This is a genomic window from Kastovskya adunca, assembly GCF_059505785.1.
This window is the reverse complement of sequence record NZ_JCACLG010000014.1, coordinates 66,260-83,212: the sequence shown is the minus strand read 5'-3', so window position 1 is coordinate 83,212 and position 16,953 is coordinate 66,260. Positions and strand designations below refer to the sequence as shown.

Annotated in this window: 19 protein-coding genes and 1 pseudogene; 9 read left to right on the top strand and 11 right to left on the bottom strand. The window is 47.5% G+C overall.

Translation table 11 applies throughout. The annotated features are described in order from the left end of the window. Positions 1-116: pseudogene (locus AC5JR3_RS04520) on the top strand (photosystem II q(b) protein); the annotation flags it as partial. A 148-nt stretch (positions 117-264) separates the two neighbouring features. Further along, the gene (gene recR / locus AC5JR3_RS04515) at positions 265-858 is read left to right on the top strand and encodes a recombination mediator RecR (RefSeq protein ID WP_495843459.1); all 594 of its coding nucleotides are present in this window, start codon (positions 265-267) and stop codon (positions 856-858) included. A gap of 172 nt (positions 859-1,030) precedes the next feature. Here the strand turns inward: recR and AC5JR3_RS04510 are convergent, their stop codons facing one another. Beyond that, a complete protein-coding gene (locus tag AC5JR3_RS04510; RefSeq protein WP_495843454.1) occupies positions 1,031-1,585 on the bottom strand; it encodes a response regulator in 555 nt (184 codons plus the stop codon). 442 nt (positions 1,586-2,027) lie between these two features. Here AC5JR3_RS04510 and lipA point away from each other — a divergent pair, with 442 nt between their 5' ends. From lipA to AC5JR3_RS04495, 3 genes are all read left to right on the top strand, one after another. Then, the gene (gene lipA / locus AC5JR3_RS04505) at positions 2,028-2,975 is read left to right on the top strand and encodes a lipoyl synthase (protein WP_495843452.1); all 948 of its coding nucleotides are present in this window, start codon (positions 2,028-2,030) and stop codon (positions 2,973-2,975) included. 119 nt (positions 2,976-3,094) lie between these two features. Further along, a complete protein-coding gene (psaX, locus tag AC5JR3_RS04500) occupies positions 3,095-3,286 on the top strand; it encodes a photosystem I protein PsaX (protein ID WP_495843450.1) in 192 nt (63 codons plus the stop codon). 248 nt (positions 3,287-3,534) lie between these two features. Continuing rightward, the gene (locus AC5JR3_RS04495) at positions 3,535-3,678 is read left to right on the top strand and encodes a photosystem I protein PsaX (protein ID WP_495843449.1); all 144 of its coding nucleotides are present in this window, start codon (positions 3,535-3,537) and stop codon (positions 3,676-3,678) included. Between the two features lie 101 nt (positions 3,679-3,779). On the opposite strand, the gene AC5JR3_RS04490 is transcribed toward AC5JR3_RS04495, so the two are convergent. From AC5JR3_RS04490 to AC5JR3_RS04465, 6 genes are all read right to left on the bottom strand, one after another. After that, complete coding sequence (locus AC5JR3_RS04490; RefSeq protein ID WP_495843447.1) at positions 3,780-4,646, bottom strand: branched-chain amino acid ABC transporter permease; 867 nt, start codon at positions 4,644-4,646, stop codon at positions 3,780-3,782. 144 nt (positions 4,647-4,790) lie between these two features. Next, the gene (locus AC5JR3_RS04485) at positions 4,791-5,435 is read right to left on the bottom strand and encodes a YqiA/YcfP family alpha/beta fold hydrolase (protein WP_495843445.1); all 645 of its coding nucleotides are present in this window, start codon (positions 5,433-5,435) and stop codon (positions 4,791-4,793) included. After that, positions 5,432-5,917 (bottom strand): Spy/CpxP family protein refolding chaperone, encoded by a 486-nt coding sequence (locus AC5JR3_RS04480; RefSeq protein ID WP_495843443.1) that lies wholly within the window; start codon positions 5,915-5,917, stop codon positions 5,432-5,434. The genes AC5JR3_RS04485 and AC5JR3_RS04480 overlap by 4 nt, the downstream gene beginning before the upstream one ends. 44 nt (positions 5,918-5,961) lie before the next feature. Next, positions 5,962-6,315 carry a hypothetical protein gene (locus AC5JR3_RS04475; RefSeq protein WP_495843442.1) on the bottom strand — a complete coding sequence of 118 codons (354 nt, stop codon included), beginning with the start codon at positions 6,313-6,315 and terminating at the stop codon, positions 5,962-5,964. After that, positions 6,312-6,887: a sigma-70 family RNA polymerase sigma factor gene (locus AC5JR3_RS04470; protein ID WP_495843456.1), complete on the bottom strand. Its 576-nt coding sequence runs from the start codon at positions 6,885-6,887 to the stop codon at positions 6,312-6,314. Before AC5JR3_RS04470 ends, AC5JR3_RS04475 begins: the two co-directional genes overlap by 4 nt. Positions 6,888-7,017: 130 nt before the next feature. Next, positions 7,018-7,479 (bottom strand): C6orf136 family protein, encoded by a 462-nt coding sequence (locus AC5JR3_RS04465; RefSeq protein WP_495843440.1) that lies wholly within the window; start codon positions 7,477-7,479, stop codon positions 7,018-7,020. A 168-nt stretch (positions 7,480-7,647) separates the two neighbouring features. Here AC5JR3_RS04465 and AC5JR3_RS04460 point away from each other — a divergent pair, with 168 nt between their 5' ends. Then, positions 7,648-8,748, top strand: a complete 1,101-nt coding sequence (locus AC5JR3_RS04460; RefSeq protein ID WP_495843438.1) for a PIN domain-containing protein — start codon at positions 7,648-7,650, stop codon at positions 8,746-8,748. 100 nt (positions 8,749-8,848) lie between these two features. Then, complete coding sequence (locus AC5JR3_RS04455) at positions 8,849-9,676, top strand: SirB1 family protein (RefSeq protein ID WP_495843436.1); 828 nt, start codon at positions 8,849-8,851, stop codon at positions 9,674-9,676. A gap of 105 nt (positions 9,677-9,781) precedes the next feature. Here AC5JR3_RS04455 and AC5JR3_RS04450 read toward each other — a convergent pair whose 3' ends face one another. Beyond that, entirely contained in the window at positions 9,782-10,243 is a 462-nt protein-coding gene (locus tag AC5JR3_RS04450; protein ID WP_495843434.1) for an SRPBCC family protein, read from the bottom strand. 322 nt (positions 10,244-10,565) lie between these two features. Here AC5JR3_RS04450 and AC5JR3_RS04445 point away from each other — a divergent pair, with 322 nt between their 5' ends. Beyond that, entirely contained in the window at positions 10,566-12,395 is a 1,830-nt protein-coding gene (locus tag AC5JR3_RS04445; protein ID WP_495843432.1) for a mechanosensitive ion channel, read from the top strand. Between the two features lie 277 nt (positions 12,396-12,672). Here the strand turns inward: AC5JR3_RS04445 and AC5JR3_RS04440 are convergent, their stop codons facing one another. Next, positions 12,673-14,196 carry a GTP-binding protein gene (locus AC5JR3_RS04440; RefSeq protein ID WP_495843430.1) on the bottom strand — a complete coding sequence of 508 codons (1,524 nt, stop codon included), beginning with the start codon at positions 14,194-14,196 and terminating at the stop codon, positions 12,673-12,675. 248 nt (positions 14,197-14,444) lie between these two features. Between AC5JR3_RS04440 and AC5JR3_RS04435 the strand changes: the two genes are divergently transcribed. Further along, positions 14,445-14,708: a DUF3146 family protein gene (locus AC5JR3_RS04435; protein WP_495843428.1), complete on the top strand. Its 264-nt coding sequence runs from the start codon at positions 14,445-14,447 to the stop codon at positions 14,706-14,708. Positions 14,709-14,981: 273 nt separating this feature from the next. Here AC5JR3_RS04435 and AC5JR3_RS04430 read toward each other — a convergent pair whose 3' ends face one another. Together AC5JR3_RS04430 and AC5JR3_RS04425 are read right to left on the bottom strand one after the other, a co-directional pair. Continuing rightward, complete coding sequence (locus AC5JR3_RS04430) at positions 14,982-15,389, bottom strand: pre-16S rRNA-processing nuclease YqgF (RefSeq protein ID WP_495843426.1); 408 nt, start codon at positions 15,387-15,389, stop codon at positions 14,982-14,984. Between the two features lie 14 nt (positions 15,390-15,403). After that, entirely contained in the window at positions 15,404-16,945 is a 1,542-nt protein-coding gene (locus AC5JR3_RS04425; protein WP_495843424.1) for a DUF3084 domain-containing protein, read from the bottom strand. Between the last annotated feature and the right edge of the window lie 8 nt (positions 16,946-16,953).

Below are 16,953 nucleotides of genomic sequence, written 5' to 3'. Positions count from 1 at the left end.
GCGCCAACTTGGGTATGGAAGTGATGCACGAGCGTAATGCTCACAACTTCCCTCTGGACTTGGCTAGTGGTGAGGCGACTCCGGTGGCTTTAACGGCTCCCGCTATCCAGGGTTAAGATTTAGCTCTTAGCTCTTAAATAAATAAGCGCTCTCCTTTGGGGGGCGCTTTTTTGTGGGTATACATAATTGAAGTAGAAGTCAGATTGTAGGCGATCGCCCCTTTAAGATAAAAATAGAAGCCTACAGCTATCGGAGACAACAACCATTTACACCCGACCCTTAGCGCGTTTAATTGAGCAACTGCAACGCCTGCCTGGAGTTGGCCCTAAAACCGCACAACGATTAGCCCTCCATATTCTGAAGCGTTCAGAGGCAGAAGTCCAGGCACTCGCTCAGGCGTTGGTAGAAGCGAAAAAGCAAGTGGGCTTATGTCAGGTTTGCTTTCACCTTTCAGCCGACCCTGTTTGTGAAATCTGCCGCAACCCTAATCGCGACCAACGCACAATCTGTGTCGTTGCCGATTCCCGTGATGTGATCGCCTTGGAAAAAACTCGCGAGTATCGAGGACTTTATCACGTCTTAGGGGGCGTAATTTCCCCGATGGAGGGCATTGGGCCCGATCAGCTCCACATCCAGCAGCTAGTACGAAGAGGCAGCCAGAAAGACATTAAAGAAATAATTTTGGCAATTAGTCCTAGTGTGGAGGGCGAAACAACAACTTTGTATGTTGGGCAGTTGTTGAAACCCTTTACACGGGTAACGCGCATCGCCTTTGGATTACCTGTGGGTGGAGATTTGGAGTACGCCGACGAGGTGACGTTAGCACGCGCCTTAGAAGGGCGACGGGAGTTGGATTAACCTTTAGGCAAGGGTGTAGCCAGTTAATGCTATCCCTCACCCACAACGTTTAAGCAAAACCAGCCCAACCCTTGGGGTATCTGAATTATCGGTTGCTCCCCAATTGATGGGGCGGGTTTTGTTGTGAGATTATCGCCTAAACCCACCTCTACATCCGCCCCTACACCTGCATCTACTTCAATTTTTGCTTGATGAAGCCGACAATCTGAGTGAGTTGCTTCTTCAACCCCTCTACCTCAGCTTGCAATTTTTCTACCTTGGCATTCAAGGCTTGAATTTCGGCATTGGAAGCCGTGTCTCCGGAGGTTACTTCAGTTGTGGCGGGGGCTGGGGCGGCGACGACAGGGCGATTCTTCGCTTTACTCATTGCCTCTTTAATCGCCTCAACCAATTGCTTCTTTTCAAATGGTTTTTCGACAAAGGCAAAATACTCAAAAGGTTCACTGATTTTCTCAGTGACTTCTTCCTTTCGTCCTGACATGAGTACCAGCGGAATCTGTTGAAGGTTTGGATTACCTTGGATCTCTTGAAAGACTTCCCAGCCGCTCATCCGAGGCAAAAGAAAATCCAACATAATCAAGTTGGGGTGTTCCTGATGGATGAGATTCATTCCCTCCACACCATCTTTAGCTTCCAGGACTTCAAAATTTCCTGGAGGCAACATTTCCCGCACGCGTACCCTGATGACTCTACTGTCGTCAATAACCAGGATTTTGTGACTTGCCACGACTGACTCCTTAAGGGGGTGATTGAATGAAGAACTACAGTTTTATTAAAGCGACTGCCGCCTACGACCGAAAAAGAACAAATCTCCAACCCAAAGCACTAGCTGAGATCGAGAAGGCTGAATAATTATCAGCAAGACCGGGTGTAAGTATGCCAATTTTTGTCTGACCAGTAAGTACATACCTGTTTTAAGAATAGACCAGCACTTGCTGAGGCTAGTTGGCATTGCTCCAGGCTGTTAAAAGCGATACAGTTTGTCGCAACTCTTGTAACCTACTACCATTTCGCCCTAAAGCTCAAACGTAAGCTGTGTAAATGATTCTAAATTAATCTGGTCTGACTAGTAACGGTAAAAACAGCCCTTAAGGAGAGTTCCAGTTGAATGCTTTAACATTTGTATCTGTAGAGATTATCACTTTTGTTGGTAGCCCACCAAAACATGTATGGATTTGCCTACTGAACTGAATCGGTCTTTGACTACCCAGCCAGATGCGTCAGAGTGGCGTTCTCAGATAGAAGCCCTTCCCAGTTGGCTACGCCGCCCCATTGGTAAAGCCAGTGAAATCTCGACGGTGCAGCGAATTATTAAGCAGCGCCAAATCCACACGATCTGCGAAGAAGGACGTTGCCCGAACCGGGGGGAGTGCTACGCCCAGAAAACGGCGACATTTCTTTTAATGGGCCCAACCTGCACCCGCTCCTGTGCCTTCTGTCAGGTGGATAAGGGTCATGCACCGATGCCTCTAGATCTTGAAGAACCTAAAAAGGTGGCTGAGTCGGTGCAACTGTTGAACTTAAGTTATGTGGTGCTGACTTCTGTGGCCAGAGACGATCTCCCTGATGGGGGGGCGGGGTGGTTTGTCGCCACGATGGAGGCAATCCGGCAGTTGAATCCCCAGACGCAAGTTGAAGTCCTGACGCCGGATTTCTGGGGCGGGAAAGAGTGGGGGAAAACTGGCGCTGATTTGCAGCGTCAACGGGTGGCAACGGTAGTGGCAGCGCACCCAGCGTGTTACAACCACAACATTGAGACGGTACGCCGCTTGCAAGGGCAGGTGCGGCGGGGGGCGCAGTGCGATCGCTCCCTGGATGTTCTCCGCATCGTCAAACAACTCGATCCCAATATTCCCACGAAATCTGGCTTGATGCTGGGGCATGGGGAAACGAAAGCCGAACTGATTGAGGCGATGGAGGATTTACGGGCAGTTGAGTGCGATCGCCTCACGTTAGGGCAATACATGCGCCCTTCCCTGCAACACTTACCCGTTCAGAAGTACTGGACGCCGGAGGAGTTTGAGGAGTTGGGGGCGATCGCCAAAACCATGGGCTTTTCCCACGTCCGTTCTGGTCCTTTGGTACGCAGTTCCTACCACGCTGGGGAGAGTGTCTAAGGATAATATTTGCTACTTCTAGCAGACTGAAGTGCTGCTAAACCTCTATCCAACGGGCTTTATCCAGAAAGGGCTTTCTTTGCTATTTATTAAGAAAGTACAGATTTCAATCTTTATCTATGCCAACGTCAGAAAAAAGAGAAACACAAGAAACTGAACAGGTACAACAAGAGCGAGAAAAGAAACTCGGTTCTGATGTGCTAACTGAAGAAAAGACCCCTTCCTATGGCTTTGGTTTTACCTTGGGTGCGGTCTTTCTACTGCTCAACTTGCTCGTAGCAGCTATTTACTTCAAAGTCATCAATCCCTAGGGTTAAACCTTGGATAAATTATTGATAATCTCTGCTTAATTGTCTGCTTTTATGGCTTAGAAAAACTTTTTCTACTGATGTAGTGATTGCCAAAATTACTGCGTTGTTGTATTAGCGTCTCTTCCCCAGATAGGCGGAGAATCAACAAAAACTTGTGTGCAAATAGTTAAGTCTTGTACAAAAAGCTAGCTGTTTGGTTCGTTTAACTTTACTCTTTTTCAAGAAAGTATTTAAATTAGGAGCAAAATATGACTGCTCAAGCCAAGAAAAGTGACCGACCAGTTCCTCAAAGTGGCAAGCCGCCCTATCCTTACCGTACCGCCTGGGCAATTTTTCTGCTATTAGGTAACTTCCTAATCGCCGCGATCTATTTCCACGTCGTCAGCCCATAGATCTCGTCAGATTCAATCTGAGACAAATTTGAAGACTGTCAAAGAAGCAGCTAAAAAATGTTGCTTCTTTAACAGTCTTTAGTTTTGTGTGAAGATACTTGCTAAATTGTCCCCTTAAATAAGCCCTGGGGACGAAATAGGAGAACTAGCACCATAATCAACAAGGCAACGCCAATTTTGTATTCTGAGCCTAATCCAGGTATAAGGACGCTAAACTCTTGGGAAATTCCGATAATCAGTGCCCCCAAAATAGCACCGTAAGGGTTCCCAATCCCGCCGAGAATCACCGAGGCAAACATCGGCAGAATTAAAAACCAGCCCATGTTGGGACGCACAGCGGTAATTAAGCCGTACATGGCTCCCCCAAATGCTGTCAACGTACCTGTGATCACCCACGTCCAAATTACAACCCGTTCAACGTTGATGCCGGAGACGCGGGCTAGATCAATATCATCAGCGACAGCCCGCATTGCCTTACCGATGCGGGTGTTTTGTAGAAGGAAATGCAAAGCCGCGATCGCCACAATTGCCAAAATAACAACAACGATGCGGTAATAGGCAATTTTCACGCCAAAAACATCAATGGCAGGGGTAATCGGCAAGTCATAAGACTGATTGCTACCGCCCCAGATAAAAATGATGCCGTTGCGGAGAAACAACGCCAGCCCAATTGAAATGATGATCAGGCTGGTGGAAGATGCCCGTGCATCGCGCATCGGCTTCCACAGCAACAGTTCCGACAACAACATCGCTATAACTGTACCTGCTGCGCCGAGCAGCATCGCTAGCCAGATATTCACCCCGCTGATATTCGCTAGCCAGGTGAGATAAGCGCCCAAGGTCATAAAGTCACCATGGGCAAAGTTAGATAGCCGCAAAATTCCGTAGGTCAGCGTTAGTCCTACTGCTGCTAGGGCAATAATGCTGCCGACTGCAATTCCATTGACAAGCAGTTGTTCGGGTTCCATATCCTCTCAAGAGTATGAACGTTATCAAAAGTATGAAGTGTCAAGGATGAAGGATGAAAATCGCAACTTCATTCTTGATTTTTCTGACTTTAGATGACGTTACGCTTGAGTTGGAGGATAGCACCTAATCGTGGCCATCAGTCATTAGTGTGTTGTTAACTGACAAAATTTCTGTACAACGTCCCAAATCTGGGGCAAGACATCACCTAAGGCATGATCGCTGTTGAGTTCGATCAGTTTTACCCAGGGACGTTCCCGTGCATAGTGACGGCTAGCGGCAATCGGAATCACCTGATCGTGGATGCCATGCAAAATTAGCGTCGGAATCGGGCGCAACCACTGCGATTCATTAAGTTTTTTGGCATCTTCGACAAACTGGTAGTGCAGGGGGAGCGATCGCCTTTCACCGTAGTGATAGACCGATAAGTATCCGGAAGCTTGCCACTGACGCCGTTGTTCTTCTCCCAAGCGGGATAACCAGTGGTCGAGAAAACCAAACGCCGGAGCAAGTAAGACGAGTTGCTGCACTTGGGGGTGTTGTTGTCCCAACCAAGCGGCGGTCAATCCTCCCAAGCTCGAACCTATTAGCGTTACGGGGACAGAGGGCGTTGCCAGAAACTCTGCCTCCACGTGACGTGCTTGGCGCGAAATCGTTAACTGCGAAAAGTCCCCTTGATTTAAGTCAGGAACTTGTAAAGGGATTTGTAACGACGCCAAGCGATCGCGCAAATACACCGCTTTACTCGAAAGGGGGCTAGAGGCAAATCCGTGGAGGTAAATAAACCTCAACTTCTTCGCTGTCCTTGAGCATTGGGCATCCGAGTCTGACGATTTTCTCGTCGTTGTTGCATCAATTGTGCAAAGCGACTCCGCTGTTCTGGCGTCAACACATTTCGCATTGCCAACATGCTTTCAAAACGTGCATCTCCCAACTGCTGCTGTAACGCTTTGACTTGATTGTGTTGAGTGCGGATTTCAGCCTCTGTGGCATTTCCTGCCATCAATTGCATTAACTGTTGTTTTTCTTGGTGCAACGCCTGGCGCTGCTGGCGCATCTGACCTTGATCTCGCTCGCGAATTGCCTGCAACTGTTGCTGTTGTTCTGAAGTCAGGTTGAGTTGCTGCATTAGGCGATCGCTGCGCTCACCCAGAGGATTTCGACCTGATTTCTGGGTAATCTCTGCCGTTAAGGGGTTGGGATTGACGATCGCCACTACGCCACCTAAGGATAATAGGGCTAACCCTAAAACAGAAACACGACGTAACATCATTGCAATCATCTCCTGCAAAAGTTTTGTTTACTAGACTCGATTCCTTAGGAAGACAGGTTCGCTAACAGTAACCAATCCACCTCTGTACTCTGTCCCGTCGCCGGGGATTCCCCTACAACTCCATTCCAGTTGCTTTCCATAAACGCTTCTAAAGGAACCGAATCAATCGGTTCGACGGTTGCAACCAAGAGGTGATAGCTACTCCACGCTACCAATAAACCCGCCGCTATAGCAGGGGGCGCAATCTGCCAACGCTGATACCAAGCAGGTTGGCGGGGATTTGTTTTCAGGGATTGTAGCAATTTCACCTCTAAATTCGGTGCGGCGGGGGGAGGTGTGCCCTTGTGCTGACGCAGAAACTCAACGAGGCGATCGTCATCCGGGGGGAACTTGCTCAAAGTAACTCTCCTTGTTGCTCCAGGAATTGCCGTAGGGAAGCCCGCCCATGGAACAGGCGAGACTTTACTGTTCCTAAGGGGATGCTCAAAATCTGAGCAATCTCCTTTTGGGGAATATCTTCTAAATCGTGGAGTACCAGAACCACACGATGCTCAAAACTCAACTGTTGCAACCCTTGCTGAACAACTTCCTGATAATGTAGATGCATCAAATCCGGGGCATTGGGACGAACTGGGAGTGCCTGGGTAAGCCGCTCTCTCTGGCTGTACTCTTGGGCAAACTGTCGCCGCCTATCTGTAGCTACATTCCAGCTAATCCGGTAAAGCCAGGTAGAAAATTGCGTCGCCTGACGCAGTTTAGGCAATCCTTTCCAGGTACGGAGAAATACCTCTTGCACCAAATCATCTAAGGCTTCAGACCCACACAGTTGGTAAAGCGTCGAGCGCACGCGCGGGGAGTAATGTTGATAAAGTTTACGAAAACAGGAGCGATCGCCTTTTTGACAGCGCCGTACCCAATCTACCTCAGTCTCTGGTTCTGGCTTCTGGGTAGCAACTAAATCATCAGTCAAAACCTTGACTGGGAAAGTGAACACTGATGAGTTTTCCCCCCTCCGGTTGTTTCTCAGCTCTTTAGACAAAATCCCCAACAAAAAGGTTCATCGTTCACCGTTTGCCAAGTGTAAAACTTTTGTCAGTCAATCAGCCTTTTCCTCCCCTTTTGAAAAACTGCTTTAAAACCTCACTAGGCTTACGATCCCATGTATCAAGGTGGTTGTAGATTAAGCCGGATTCGGTGAGTGTATAGGTGGAGTCGCCATTGAAAAACACTTGGGGTTTCCAGGGGAGCCGCAAAGTACCCCGAACCGTCCAGTGCGCTTTGATAATATGCTTGGCGACCTGTTGGGTGTCATGGAGATCAAAATGGATGTCTGTAAAAAATAGTTGCGCGTGAAATCGTAGCGTCCAAAAGACAATGCGATAGTTGAATTTACCTTTAAAATTATTAACTAGGTCTTGGAAATAGATATCTTGCGTATAAATCTCGTAGGAGATATCGCGCTCAAAAAGTGTCGGCAATTCTTCCTTAAGGGTTTTTATGACATGGTCTAATTGCGCTTGATACTCGCTCTCACTCAATGATTGGTTCTCAGAAACACTCATTCTTGTCTCCGTTTAATAACTCTGCGCTTGATTCCCTGATGGATGAGTCGTGCAAATTCTCTGTACTGACTCCGGGCGGAGGGTCGCTTTTAGGTTAGCGATCGCGCCTATTATTCAAAAGCCTGAAATCTCTATACCATATAGATAGTCCTGAACTTGACTCTAGCTATGCGAAATTTGTTTCGTGGCTATTATAAACCGACCCCAGAAGAAATTGCCCAAATTTGGCATGAGGGAATTTTTTCTTTTGATACCAATGTTTTACTACATATCTATAGTTACACCCCTGAAACCCGGTCTAAGTTTTTTGAAATTCTTGGTCAACTCAAAGAAAGAATTTGGATACCTCATCAGGTTGCCTATGAATATCAAAAAAATCGTTTGTACGTCATTGCCAACCAGGTCAAAGCCTATGAAGACATTACAGTAATTTTAGACCGCAACTTAAATAGCCTCAAACAGGAATTGTTTAAAGACTATAAGCGTCACCCTTTTATCAATACTCGAAATATTATAAAAACCATTGAAACCGCTCTCGAAGAAATTAAATCTGATTTAACGCGCTCCCATGAGCAACATCCAAATTACGTAGAATCTGATGACCTGCGAGAAACCTTAACTGACTTATTAGAAGGTAAAGTTGGTAAGCCCTACTCCGATGAAGAATTAGAAAATATTTATCAAAAGGCAGAAAAACGGTTTAGCTACAAGAAACCACCAGGATATAAAGATTCAAAAAAATCCCTGCCCAAAAATTATGGAGATGTCGTTCTTTGGTTCCAACTCATTGACTACGCTAAATACATGCAAAAGCCTCTAATCTTTGTTACCGACGATGATAAAGAAGATTGGTGGCTGAAGTATGAAGGAGAAACCATCGAACCCAGACCGGATTTAGTCCAGGAAATTTTGTCTGAAGTTGGTTTGGAAGAATTTAAGTTTTACATGTATCACAGCGACCAATTCTTGGACTACGCCCTAGAATTTTTTAATTTACCTAATCAACCAGAAGCCATACAAGAAGCAAGAGATGTGATGCTGCAAAATGCGGCTACTAAGCGGATACAAGTCGAATCAAATTACATACGGAGCGTTGGCTACGACCCCTCAACTCAAATCCTTGAAGCTGAATTTCGCCATCGGGGGGAAGTTTATCAGTATCTGGATGTTCCTCCCGAAGTTTATAGTGCATTAATGGATGCATCTTCCCATGGGCGTTACTTTGTTGCCAATATCAAAGATAGCTATTCTTATCGTAAGGTAAACTAATTTTCGATTTATTTTCTCGCCCACTTAACTTACCTCGGTGAATCGGTTCGTCACTTATTCCCTAAGATGAAAGGTAGAAAGTAATAAAGATATTTTTAAAATGGACTTTCATCAAGGGCGTCAATACTTTTATCAAGAGATTAATCAACCTGACGACCAAATCGACTTAGGTGTAGCAGCTCTTTATATTGCCCAAGAAGAGTATCCCCGCCTCGATCCTGCCGAGTATCTCAGCGCTCTGGATATGATGGCTGCTGAGGTGGTAGAGCGTTTACCAGCGGAACGCTATCCACTACGGGTGATCCAAAGCCTCAACCAGTACCTCTATGACGATTTGGGCTTTAGCGGCAATAGTAGCAATTATTACGATCCCCGCAATAGCTTCCTCAATGATGTAATCGATCGGCGTATGGGTATTCCGATTACGCTTTCGTTGCTTTATTTGGAGATTGCTAAACGCCTCGACTTTTCCATGGTGGGAATTGGAATGCCGGGGCATTTTCTCATTCGCCCAGATTTTGAAGACGTGGGTATTTTTGTCGATGCCTTTAATCGGGGTGAAATTTTGTTTGAGCAAGATTGTGAGGCACGCCTTGCTCAAATATATGGGCGTCCGGTAAAACTACAATCGGGTTTTGTAGAGTCAGTCACTCCTAGACAGTTTCTGGCGCGAATGCTGACTAATCTCAAATTGATATACATCAATAGCCAGGATTTACCAAAGGCGCTGGCAGCAGTAGAACGAATTCTGATGTTGTTTCCCGATGCGCCCTTGGAATTGCGGGATCGAGGGTTGTTCTACTATCAACTCGGCGACTGGGGGCAAGCTCGTGAAGATTTGGAAAGCTACCTGGCAATGATCCCCAATGCTCAAGATGTGACCACAATTCGCCGTTTACTAGAGCAGTTGAGAATGAGGGGAGGGTGAGGTGTGAAGTATGAAGTGTGAAGTATGAAGTATGAAATAGGCGATTGGAGTAATGGCTAATCGTCGTCGATTTTTCTCTCCCCTGCCCCCCTGCTCCCCTGCTCCCTACTGCCCCAACTTCTGATGCATCTCTTCGGCTAGGCGCTTGAGGCGGCGTAGTTGAGCTTTCATGTCCTCTTGAGTCCAGCGATGAGCAAAGGTGTTGAAGCCCCAGCTAATCAGGGGATTGGAAATTTCAAATTCAAAGCGATTGAGGAGATAGGTTCCTTCCTGATTAGGTTGACACTCCCAGCGATCGCGTCCGCGAAAAAATCCCTTAAAGCCCCAGACGATTAAACCGGGTTCCCGTTCAACAACAACAGTTTTTAGTGTCGGCTGCAACACAGGGATTTGAATGATAAAGCGGCTGCGGCTACCGATTTGTGTACTCCACTCCCCAACGGGTTCGCAACGTAAAGCCGGGTTGAGCCAGCGATGCATTAAAGTCTGATCAGTAATGCAACGCTCAACGATAGTGGCACTGGCATTGATATAAATGGATTGTTCAAAAACTCGAGCGTTTGACATCTAAAACTTCAAAAATTTATCTAAAACGAGTGAAGACATAAGGCTGAAAAGATGCTCTAGGTGAGCTGTAAGGGAAATTTTAGTTAAAAATCTGCAAATATTTGACTTTTGGGGCTGGATTCATCTAAAGATAGATTGAAACCAGCAGAAACAACACCTAACCTTGTGGTAGTTTTTTTGCTAAATGGGTCATTTACGGATGCAGACACAAGTAGATGACCTACAGCTGGCAAAGATGGCTTGAGTACGCATACCTCTATAAGCTATAACTAGCAATTTTCTTATGTTTGCTCGTTAGATTCGAGGTCAACTCACAAAAACCATGAATGGAAATTGGCAAGGAATGACTGAATTTGTAAGTCTTGGTGTACCAATAATGCGAGCGCAACAGACTCTCGCGCAGGTAAGACCAACTGAACCTCAACCCCTAGCACCCATAACAAGCGCGGGATATTGGCAAGGAATTGCTCAAAATCTCGGCGAGTTTGTTCCGAGTTTGCTAGCAGCGATCGCGATTTTGATAATTGGAGTCCTTATTGCTCTAATTGCGGCGGCGATCGTCAGGGGCATTTTAAACCGCACAAATATCGATAACAAAATTGCTGGTTGGGTTACAGGAGATCCCAGACAGGCACCTAAGGTAGAGGATTGGATCTCTGGTGCCGTTTTCTGGATCATTATTGTTTTCACTGTAGTGGCTGTTTTACAGATACTACAGCTAGAAGCAGTTTCTCGACCCCTGAATAATTTTCTCGAAAGAGTCATCGGCTTCTTGCCGAATTTATTGGGGGCAATCATTCTCTTAGTGATCGCTTGGCTACTAGCATCGGTGGTCAAACTACTGGTGACGCGAGCACTCAAAGCGTTTCATTTAGATGAGCGCTTAGGTCAACACATGGGTGATGACCGGGCTGAAAGAGCCAGCACGACCACACCACCGGGAACAGTTCCCCCAACAACCGATACATCAGACACACGGAGCACTCCTCCCCGCACAGACAGCTTTTCTCTAAGCGAAACGATTGGGAGCGCGCTGTACTGGTTCATCTTCCTACTATTTCTTCCGGCAATCTTAAGCACCTTGGGGTTGGAAGGAACTCTACTACCAGTCCAGGAACTGCTCAATAGAATTTTGGCAGTCTTGCCAAATCTCTTGGCAGCCATTGTGATTGCGGCGGCGGGTTGGCTAGTTGCTCAAGTCGTGCGCCGGATCGTTACGAATCTGCTCGTAGCAGCAGGAACAGACCGCATGGGAAGACGCTTTGGACTCAATCAAGGGAGCAGTGGTCAATCTCTTTCCTGGATTATTGGAACGATTGTCTACGTCCTGATTTTGATTCCTACCGCGATCGCTGCCCTCAATGCCTTGCAAATTGAGGCAATTTCTGGGCCGGCGATTTTAATGTTGACCCAGATTCTCAACGCTCTGCCGTTGATTTTCACAGCAGCATTGATTCTGTGTATTGCTTATTTCATCGGACACTTTGTCGCTGAATTAGTAACGAATATTCTCAAAAGCCTTGGCTTTGACAATGTTTTCGACTGGATAGGTTTGCCAGCACTAAGCCCTAGCCGTCGCGCCCCGCCATCACTCCATCCTGACGCCACCACTCTACCGGATCTACCACCACCGCCCCAACCTGGACAAGAAACCCGGCTACAGCAGCCACAGACACCACCGATTCCCAAACGCTCACCGTCAGAATTGGTAGGAATCATTGCCTGGGTTGGCATCATGTTGTTTGCAACGGTAGCAGCAACCAACGTCTTGCAGTTTGCCGCCTTGACAGCAATCGTTACAGGGATTGTGATCATCTTAGGTCAAATCCTGGCGGGTCTAATTGTCTTTGCCGTGGGTCTGTACCTGGCAAACCTTGCCTATAACTTAATTACCAGTCCTGGCTCTCGTCAGTCGCAAATATTAGGTCAAGCGGCACGGATTGCAATTATTGCCCTAGTTTCAGCAATGGCGCTGCAACAGATGGGGATTGCCAGCAGCATTGTGAATTTAGCCTTTGGCTTGCTACTAGGAGCAATTGCTGTAGCCACCGCCCTCGCCTTTGGTTTGGGTGGTCGCGACATTGCCGCCAATCAAGTCCGAGAATGGCTATCTTCTTTCAAAAAAGAAGACCAAACGCCGCCACGATACTAGGACGGATGGAGGTTGAGGATATAGCGATCGCTTTTTGTTAGGGTTCAGTAGTTCGTTGCAATTGACAACTCCAAAAACCTCCTTCCTGCAAGCTTTGCTCATCCGATTACGAGCAGGAACACCAAACAAAAAGCACTCTACCCTTAATTCATTAATCCAACGAAGACAATTTTCAGGTGTGAGATTGGTTGAAAAGCCAATCTCTTTTTTTGGCAATAATTAAGCTGTCGCACCCATAACCTAGCTGGTCTGGCTATGAAGTTAGAGCTACGGCAGCTTAATCCACTATTTGACGGCGACGCCCTGGTTCTCCCAGCTTGGCATTGAGTTCTGTTTTGATACGGCTAATAATCGACGCTTCATCCAGGGAGGAAAGAATGTTCGTCACCACTGCTTTTGGCCCATCTGGCCCCCAGGATGCGCCATTTTCTAGATAAATCTTCGTCACTTGCCCAATGGCATAGGAAGAGACGCCCGTAACGGCTGCCTGGGTTGCGGCTACCGATAGATAAGGTGCAAGGGATATCCCACCCGTTGCTGGAGCCCAAAGACCTAAAAGACTTTTGAGAGAACCTAAACCTAGGGTTGCTAACACCTCACTGGCACTAATACCGCACATACTGATAGCGATTTTTTGCAACAACCCTACCGCACCTTGCTGGGTCATCGGGATTCCGTAGAGACGCGATAAGGTGAGAATCATGGCTACATCAATGATTGCCCCTGTCAGGATATCAGCCACCGTTACAGGATTAAGAGCGATCGCGACTGCCTTTGTCATCACCCCTTTCCAGATGATTTGGTTGGCACTTTCTTCCCGAATCGTCATTTTTCGCTGCACCAGTTGCTCATTCACCTCATCGGCATATAGCATCGTATTTAAGGCAACAAGTGACTTCCCTTCCCGGTGCAAAATCTCCAAAATCTTTAGCTTCAGTTCCTGAACTTGCGGATGTCCTAGATAACGTCGGACTCCAATACTGCCATCAGGACGGCGCACCGCCTCCGCCACCAAAGGCGAAGCCGCAACCATGACAATTTCCGAGGGTTTAAGTAACTGCCGCACCCGGTCATCACGAATTTTGTGATAAATTGCCGTGCGGTCAGCCTCCGGATACTGGTCAATTTTGTTGAATACCAGCAACATCGGTTTGCCAACCTCTCGCAATTGGGAGAGCGCCTCGTACTCCACTTTGGTCATATCACCCGCGATGATGAACAAAATCAAGTCGGCTTGTTTTGCCACTTGCCGTGCCAAGGCTTCTCGCGTCTCCCCTTTAACTTCATCAATTCCCGGTGTATCGATTAGCTGAATTTGGGAATTGCCAATGCTCGGCAAGGCGACTTTCAAAACCTGGCGATCGCCCTCTGCTCCGGTTTCCTCGATAGATACGCGCTCCGCCGCCATTTCCTTAGGGCGATCGCTCGTCTCCACCTGCCAGTTCGCTTCGTTGCGGTGGCGAGTCACCCCATGTAGTGCCCCTGTCTCAAAGACTTGCTGACCTAAGAGGGCGTTGAGGATTGATGATTTCCCACGTCCCACCATGCCAAAGGCAGCAATTTGCACGCAAGTACGTTCTAGCTTGTCCAGCATGGTAGTAAGGTCGCCAATTTCCGACTCCAAACCCGCTCGCTCTCTGGGGGTGAGGTCAAGATTGGTGACCAACTCTCGTAAAGCCTTTTGTGCCTGTTTGAAATTCAGTTCTCCCTGAATTTCTTCAAAACTCCAGATCGCATTGTCCAAATCCTGGTCTGGTTCACTGGAATTTAAAAAGTCAGTGTTAGGGGACGAATTAGCCAAGAAATGCACCTCCTATTGATTGCTGGCGCTATAGATACCGACTGCCGATGAAGACAGCATTAATGATGGGTACACTACACTGATCCTAGCCATTGCTAAGGCAATCGACATCTTGATCCAGGATGAGGAAGAGAAAGATCCCCAAGAAGTTCATCCTTCCGATTTCATTGCTCTATCTCTAGTAAGCTACACAGAACACAATCCGTTTGTTACTCTATACCCTTAAATCAGATAATAATTTTTCAATTGTGAGTGCTAAACATCTGCCGGAAACTACTGCTTATGTCAGGATTACTCATCAGTCCTGGCAACAGGGCAAAATTGAGGGAGAAGTCCGAGCAGCGGAATATGAATGGCAGTTTTACTGGTGTTTTCGACAAGGTCAGTTATCAGTTAGACCTTCCCTAGGACGAGCATTGATTCAAGAACCCCTCGGTCGATTTTTAGAGCGTTACGATTATCAGCTAGAACCCGGTGGAGATTACGCCTTCACTATCCGAGCAGAGCTTTGAGGAGTTGCTGAGTAGGTGCAGGGAGCAGAGGAGCAGGGGAGCGGGGGTGCAGGGGCGCAGGGGAGCGGGGGAGCAGCGGAGCAGGGGCGCAGGGGAGCAGGGGAGCAGCGGAGCAGGGGAGCAGCGGAGCAGGGGAGCAGGGGAGCAGCGGAGAAAATAACCAACCCTATTCATCCTTCACACCCTTCATACTTCACCCTTCATCCTTCACCCTTTATACTTCACCCTTCATCCTTTATACTTCCCCCTTTCTTCCTACTCAGGACTCAGGACTCAGCACTCAGGACTCCCTAAAACTAAGTAGCGCTCGATCAGGAGGATGGCGACAATGTCATCAATCGGGCGGGGGGGTTGGCGCATTCCTTGGGGGATGAGGCGTGCCAAACCTTTGGGGGGGTGCATTTGCCAATAGCGATCGCGTGCCTCTAAACTGCTGTAGCGCTCATCAACTAAGACAATGGGAAGTGACGTTGAGACGGCCATTTCGATTTGCTTTTTCCAATGCTTGGCAGTGGTTTGATCCCCCATCACTAGCCGCTCAATCGTAAAGCGCTGCAACAGAGACCCAATGGTTGCGATCGCCTGCTCGGAAACAACAACCTGATGGTAATGCAACTGTCGATTGCGTTCCATGACTGCCACCCCACATTTATCGCGCCCTGGATCAAATCCCAAAATCATGTTGATCGCTACTTTCAAGTACTAAAAATAACTTGCCCATCTTGTATAACAACCAGCCGCACTTTCAACGGCCCAGCGGTAGCCGTTGGTTCTACAGCTACCGCTTTCACATCTACAGGTTTGTCGTACTGATTGAGCTGGTCGATGAAGTTGATCATGGTTGCCACTCGACCATCTTCAATTTGGATTTCGCCTAGTATACCCGCGCGACGGGCACGGAACTCGGAAGCTGCCAGTAACTGATCGAGCCGTGTCCGCACTTCCCTATCACTCATTGTTGAAGAATCAGCAGAAATAGCAGCAAGGACATCACCGGGCTGGAAGACGACTTGATTGACTGCTGCATCTGCAAACACTTGGATCGGTCTTTCACCCTCTACATAGTTGGCGGCGGAAATAATTCGCACCACATAGTCTCGACCGTCGTTAATTTGTTCAACAAGCTGCTCCACTTGAGCTTGGGTAATTTGCACAATCTGATCATTACCTGTGTCCGTCCCAGTGCGAGTAATCTGAGCGGTTGTCCGATTAGCTTCTCGCAGTAGTTGATCGACAGCAGACCTAGCCGCAGCGGGATCGGTAATCCTCACTACCCCTGATGCCAACACGCGACCGCGAACAATCGCCACATTGCCCTGACGCAGCACTTGATAGTTTTGAAAATACTGCTCTAGAACTTTTACTTCCTGTTGTAAATAAGTTTGCTGTTTGTTTAAAGTATCAAGTTGGTTATTTTGTTGTGCCAGTAGAGTTTCTTGTTGGAGCAGGAATTCTTCAAGTTCTTGCAGGCGAGCTTCCCGTTGAGCGATCGCCACTTCAAATTCTTGTTCAAGTTCCCGCAGACGAGCTTCCCGTTGGGCTATAACTTGATTGCGTTCTGTAATCGTCTGATTACGCTTGGCAATTTCTTGGTCGCGCTGGGCTACCAGGTCTTTAAGTTGCTCATTTTGCCCTTTAAGTTGCTCGTTTTGCCCTTTGAGTTGCTGATTTTCTGCGTTTAGTTGGGCAATTTCCGCTCTAACTTGATCCCGCTGTCGAATCAGTTCTTTCCGTTCTTCTAACAACGCCTCAATTTCTGACCTCAAGGCTGCCCGTTGCTCAGAAACATTGGTCAGTTGGCGTTCCGTCCTCTGAAGTTGTGCGGCTGTTTGGGCTTGTTCAGCACGAGCCTCCTTTAAGGATTCATTAATGGTATTCAGCCGACGTTGCGCCTCAAGTTGCTCAGCTCGCGCTTCAGCAAGTTCCTGTTCAATCTGCTGTTTTTGAGTATTAACTGTTGTCAAGTCGCTACGGGCAATTCTCAGTCTTTTCTGAATTTCATCCAGTTCAAAGATTCCTTGTCGCAGGGACTTGCTGGTAGCAAATAAAATGCCCAACGTCGAAGCAGAAATTAAACTACCCGTCACAATCGTTACCACAACGGCTGTATTGCGGGGACGGAGATTAAATAAACTCAGACGCGCTTTACCGACTCGCGTGCCCAAACGATCGCCCAGCGTTGCGAGTAAGCCCCCCAACACCAAAATCGCCGCAATTAGGATGTAACCGCTGGTCATCGCATGCG

Excerpts from the sequence above, each read along its gene's own strand:
- lipA (WP_495843452.1), top strand. The coding sequence starts at position 2,028 with ATGGATTTGCCTACTGAACTGAATCGGTCTTTGACTACCCAGCCAGAT.
- psaX (WP_495843450.1), top strand. The coding sequence starts at position 3,095 with ATGCCAACGTCAGAAAAAAGAGAAACACAAGAAACTGAACAGGTACAA.
- AC5JR3_RS04495 (WP_495843449.1), top strand. The coding sequence starts at position 3,535 with ATGACTGCTCAAGCCAAGAAAAGTGACCGACCAGTTCCTCAAAGTGGC.
- AC5JR3_RS04490 (WP_495843447.1), bottom strand. The coding sequence starts at position 4,646 with ATGGAACCCGAACAACTGCTTGTCAATGGAATTGCAGTCGGCAGCATT.
- AC5JR3_RS04480 (WP_495843443.1), bottom strand. The coding sequence starts at position 5,917 with ATGATGTTACGTCGTGTTTCTGTTTTAGGGTTAGCCCTATTATCCTTA.
- AC5JR3_RS04465 (WP_495843440.1), bottom strand. The coding sequence starts at position 7,479 with ATGAGTGTTTCTGAGAACCAATCATTGAGTGAGAGCGAGTATCAAGCG.
- AC5JR3_RS04460 (WP_495843438.1), top strand. The coding sequence starts at position 7,648 with ATGCGAAATTTGTTTCGTGGCTATTATAAACCGACCCCAGAAGAAATT.
- AC5JR3_RS04455 (WP_495843436.1), top strand. The coding sequence starts at position 8,849 with ATGGACTTTCATCAAGGGCGTCAATACTTTTATCAAGAGATTAATCAA.
- AC5JR3_RS04450 (WP_495843434.1), bottom strand. The coding sequence starts at position 10,243 with ATGTCAAACGCTCGAGTTTTTGAACAATCCATTTATATCAATGCCAGT.
- AC5JR3_RS04445 (WP_495843432.1), top strand. The coding sequence starts at position 10,566 with ATGAATGGAAATTGGCAAGGAATGACTGAATTTGTAAGTCTTGGTGTA.
- AC5JR3_RS04430 (WP_495843426.1), bottom strand. The coding sequence starts at position 15,389 with ATGATTTTGGGATTTGATCCAGGGCGCGATAAATGTGGGGTGGCAGTC.
- AC5JR3_RS04425 (WP_495843424.1), bottom strand. The coding sequence starts at position 16,945 with ATGACCAGCGGTTACATCCTAATTGCGGCGATTTTGGTGTTGGGGGGC.